This is a genomic window from Streptomyces sp. SID5910, assembly GCF_009862125.1.
GTDB lineage: Bacteria > Actinomycetota > Actinomycetes > Streptomycetales > Streptomycetaceae > Streptomyces.
In genome coordinates this window covers 1-4,753 of record NZ_WWHX01000793.1, presented here as the reverse complement: position 1 = coordinate 4,753, position 4,753 = coordinate 1, and the positions used below count along the sequence as shown (strand labels likewise).

The following is a 4,753-nucleotide window of genomic DNA, read 5'->3' as shown; positions in this document are numbered from 1 at the left end:
CCGCTGAATGGGGGGCACGGCCGGCGGAGGCCGGTCCGTGGCGGGAATGCGCCGAGGCACCAACCCGCCACGTCCGGGCAACTCCCTTGTCACACAAGTCCCCTGAGACTCTTTCGCAGCACTCCACGAAGAGAGGCGAGGGATGAGCAGAGGACCAGTCAGACGCGGGGCGACCCTCCTGTCGGCCGGGCTCCTGATCGGGCTGTTGCCGATCGGACCGACGGCGACGGCGGCGACGGCGGCGACGGCGGCGGCGCAGGAGGCCCCCGCGGGCACGCGCGTCCAGGCGGCCACCCGTACCGTCACCCTCGTCACCGGGGACCGGGTGACCGTCACCGACCTCGGCGGCGGCAGGCGGACCGTCACCGTCGAGCGTCCGCAGGGCGCCACCGGCGCCGTCCGCACGCAGCACGCGAACGGCGCGCTCAGCGTCGTACCGGACGAGGCCCTGCCCTATCTGCGCGCCGGGCGGCTCGACGAACGGCTCTTCGACGTGGACGAGTTGCTGCGCCAGGGGCTCGCCGACGAGGAGAGCGGCGAGTTGCCGCTGATCGTGACGTACGACGCGAAGGCGCGGGCCGTCACCCCGCGCGGCGCCGAGCGGACGCGGGCGCTGCCCAGTGTGCGCGGTGCCGCCGTCGAGGCGGACAAGGGCCGGACCTTCTGGCGGTCGTTCACCGGGCAGGCCGGCATCGACGGCGTGTGGCTCGACGGGCGCGTCACCGCCGCGATGGCCGAGAGCAACGCCCAGATCGGCACCCCGGAGGCCTGGGAGGCCGGGCTGACCGGCAAGGGCGTCACCGTGGCCGTGCTGGACAGCGGCGTGGACGCCGGCCACCCCGACCTCGCCGGACGGATCGCCGAGAGCCGCAGCTTCATCGCCGGGGAGGAGGTCGCCGACCGGCACGGCCACGGCACGCACGTCACCTCCACCGTCGGCGGCAGCGGCGCGGCCTCCGACGGCAAGGAGAAGGGCGTCGCCCCCGGCGCCACCCTCGCCGTCGGCAAGGTCCTGAACGACCAGGGCTCGGGCAGCGAGTCCGAGATCATCGCCGGGATGGAGTGGGCCGCCCGGGACGTGGACGCCGACATCGTCTCGATGAGCCTCGGCTCGACCGAGCCCAGCGACGGCACCGACCCGATGGCGCAGGCCGTGAACACCCTGTCCCGCGAGACCGGCGCGCTGTTCGTGATCGCCGCCGGGAACACCGGCGCTCCCTCCTCCATAGGCTCGCCGGGTGCCGCCGACGCGGCGCTGACCGTGGGCGCCGTCGACTCCGCCGACCAGGCGGCCTGGTTCACCAGCGGCGGCCCCCGCTACGGCGACGACGCGCTCAAGCCCGATCTGTCCGCCCCCGGCGTCGGCATCCTCGCCGCGCGGTCCCGGCTCAGCGAGGGCAGCGGTGACTACACCTCCATGGACGGCACGTCGATGGCGACCCCGCACATCGCCGGGGTGGCCGCCCTGCTCGCCGAGAAGCACCCCGACTGGACGGGCGCGCAGCTCAAGGACGCGCTGATGTCGACGTCGAAGCGGCTCGACGCCTCCGCCTACCGGCTGGGCGCGGGCCGGGTGAGCGTGCCCGACGCCATCGGCGCCGAGATCACCGCGACGGGCAGCGCCGACCTGGGCTTCTACTCCTGGCCCTACGACGGCAACGAGCCGGTCACCCGCACCGTCACCTACACCAACTCCTCCGACACTCCCGTCGCACTGAGCCTGTCCGTCGAGGGGGCGCCCGACGGGGTCGCCGTGCTCGCCGACACCGCGCTCACCGTGCCCGCGCACGGCACCGCGTCGACGACCGTGACCGGGGACGGGACGAAGGCGCCGGTCGGGAACACCAGCGGGCAGATCGTCGCCTCGGCCGGCGGCGCCCCCGTCGCGCACACCGTCTTCGGGCTGGTCAAGGAGGAGGAGCGGTACACGCTCACCGTCCACGTCAAGGACCGCGCGGGCGCCGCCACCGCCGCCGACCTCGCCGTCCAGCGACTGGCCGAGGGCGTCGACCCCGTGCCCGCCCACGTCGGCGACACCGGCACCCTCAAGCTGCGGCTCGCGCCGGGGACGTACAGCCTCACCTCCTTCCTCGACGTGCGCGGCAGCCACGGCGCCGACTCCCTCGGGCTCGGCTTCCTCGCGGCGCCCGAGGTCGTCCTCGACCGGGACCGGGAGATCACCCTCGACGGCCGGAAGCTGCGCGAGGTCCGCGCGGACGCCGGCCGGCGCACCGAGACCCGGCAGCTGCTCATGGAGTACGACCGCAGCGCGAACGGCTCCGACCTGTTCGGCGCGGTCCAGGTGCCGCTGACGTACGACAGCGTCTTCGCCGCGCCCACCGGGAAGGTCGCCGAGGGCGGTTTCGAGTACCGGACCGTGTGGCGGCTCGGCAAGCCGCTGCTGGAGGCCAGGGGCATCGGCGAGGCCGTCGTGCAGCCGGGCGGCACGCTCGCCGAGGGCCGCACGAAGCTGCCGCTCGTCGACGCCGGCACCGGCCCGTTCACCGGGGTGAAGGGCAAGGCGGTCCTCGCCCGGCTCACCGAGGGCACCGACCCCGCCGCACTCGCCCAGGCCGCCCAGGACGCGGGCGCGAAGGCTCTGCTCGTCACCGACGACGCGCCCGGCCGGCTCATGGCGTGGTGGGGCACCGACGACAACGCCGACCGGCCGCTCACCATCGCCACGGTGAACGCCGCCGACGCCGCCCGGCTGCGCAAGGCCGGCCGCGTCGACATGACCGGCACGCGCAACACGCCGTACGTGTACGACCTGTCCGAGGGGCACCCCGGCGCGGTGCCCGACCGGGACCTGACGTACCGGCCGGACAAGCGGGACCTGGCCACCGTGCACACCAAGTACCACGCCGCGAAGCCGGTGAGCGGGGGCGAGTTCCGGTACTCGATCACCGGCACCTTCCCGGTCGGCCTCGGCTTCAAGGAGCGCATCGACTACCCGGCCGAGCGCACCGAGTACGTGTCGACCGGCCCCGGTCAGCTCTGGCACGAGTCCGTGGACGCCGCCGACGGCGCGCTGGAGCAGCGCAGCGGGCTGGTGCGGTACGAGGGCGGGTCGCGCCCGGAGCTCGACTGGTTCAAGCCGGTCTGGCACCCGTGGCTCGGCACCGGGCTCGGCTGGGGCCAGCAGCGGGCCGGCAACCGCCTCCAGTTCAACGCGCCCGGCTGGGGCGACTCCGGCCCCGACCACACCGGCTTCGGCGACGTGTGGAGCGAGACCAGCGGGATGACCCAGACCACGGCCGTGTACGTGGACGGCGAACTGGCCGACGAGGGACCGTCGTCCGCCGCGTACGTGTGGGACGCGCCCGCCGACGAGCACACGTACAAGCTGGTCACGGACACCGCGCTGGACGCGGAGCGCTGGGGGACCGGGACGAAGGGCCACGCCGAGTGGACCTTCCGGTCGGCCGCGACCCCGGAGGACCGCTGGACGTTCCTGCCGCTGATCAACCTGTCCTTCGACGTCGACACCGACCTCGCGGGCGAGGTGCGCGGCGGGCGGAGGCTGTCGGTCGGGATCGGCGCCGCGTACGTGGCGGGCGCCCCGGACACCGGGACGATCGGCGGCGGCACGCTCCAGGTGTCCTACGACGACGGCAGGTCCTGGAAGTCCGTCCGGTTGACCGGCAAGGGCGCGGACTGGCACGGGACGCTGGACGTGCCGCGCGGTGCCGAGCACGTCTCGCTGCGGGCCTCGGCGCGTGACGACCGGGGCGGCTCGGTCACGCAGGAGATCGTGCGGGCCGTGGGCGTCCGGTAGCACGCGGACGGCGCCGCCTCCCTGGGACGGGGAGGCGGCGCCGCCTGGGTTTCTCGGACCGTCAGACCAGCCAGCCGACGAAGTGGACGAGGCCGGCGAGGATGTCGGTGAGAAGGTTCATGATCGTGCAGCTCCTTGCGTATTGCTCGTGTGGGACCGCGCTGACTACGGTCTGCAGCCCGTCGCTCGCGCACCGTAAGTATCACTGGGCGCACGGGCATCATGCGATCTCATGAGCGACGATCACCTGTTCCAGGGAACAACTGATCCCCTGTTCGAAGCCGCAGCACGCCCAGCTCCGCCAAGTCCTGTGGCCGCACGTGTAGTTGGTCGGCTGTCGCCTCAATTTCCCCCGGTGCGCGCTTCAGGATCGCCGCGGCGAGTTCGGGTGCGATGACGGAGAAGTAGCTGTCCGGCGTGGCCCAGGTGTCGCCGGGCGCGGCCAGGGCCAGCGCGCCGCCCGAGCCGCCCTCGCCGATCACCAGCGTGGTCACCGGGGTCCGGGCCGAGGCCACGGCGCCGAACAGGTCGGCGATCGCGGCACCGGCCCCCTGCCGCTCGGCCTCCGCGTCGTTCGCCGCGCCCGGGGTGTCCACCAGGGTGAGCACCGGGATGCCGAGCCGGTCCGCGAGCCGGACCAGGCGGGCGGCGGTGCGGAAACCGGCGGGCCGGGTCGCCGTGCCGGTCTGGGCGGCGTACGCGACCGTCCGCCCCGCGTGCTCGCCGAAGCCGCACAGCATGCCCTCGGTGTCCGTGCCGCCGCAGCGGTCGCCGGACAGGGCGACGCGGTGGGTGAAGTAGGCGTCCAGATAGGCCCCGGCGCGGGGCCGCTCGGGCGACCGGGCCCGCCGTACCGCGTCCCACCCGGTGGCCGGCAGGTCTCTCGCGCCCAGCGGCTCGGGCACCGGCGCCGGGGTGTCCGACGGCGCCGTCAGCAGCCGCAGCCAGCGGCCCAGCGTGCCGCGCAGCTCCCCG

General features: G+C 74.5%; 2 protein-coding genes. One reads left to right on the top strand and one right to left on the bottom strand.

Features of this window, described 5'->3' with window-relative positions; translation table 11 throughout:
* Window positions 1-142 precede the first annotated feature (142 nt).
* Window positions 143-3,778 carry a S8 family serine peptidase gene (locus tag GTW67_RS27985; protein ID WP_161167550.1) on the top strand — a complete coding sequence of 1,212 codons (3,636 nt, stop codon included), beginning with the start codon at window positions 143-145 and terminating at the stop codon, window positions 3,776-3,778.
* Between the two features lie 230 nt (window positions 3,779-4,008).
* Here the strand turns inward: GTW67_RS27985 and GTW67_RS27980 are convergent.
* Window positions 4,009-4,753 (bottom strand): carboxyl transferase domain-containing protein (locus GTW67_RS27980; protein WP_272920540.1); only part of this gene is annotated, 745 nt, incomplete at its 5' end.

Bases quoted from the DNA above. Each gene is read 5' to 3' on its own strand.
- GTW67_RS27985 (WP_161167550.1), top strand. From the start codon at position 143: ATGAGCAGAGGACCAGTCAGACGCGGGGCGACCCTCCTGTCGGCCGGG.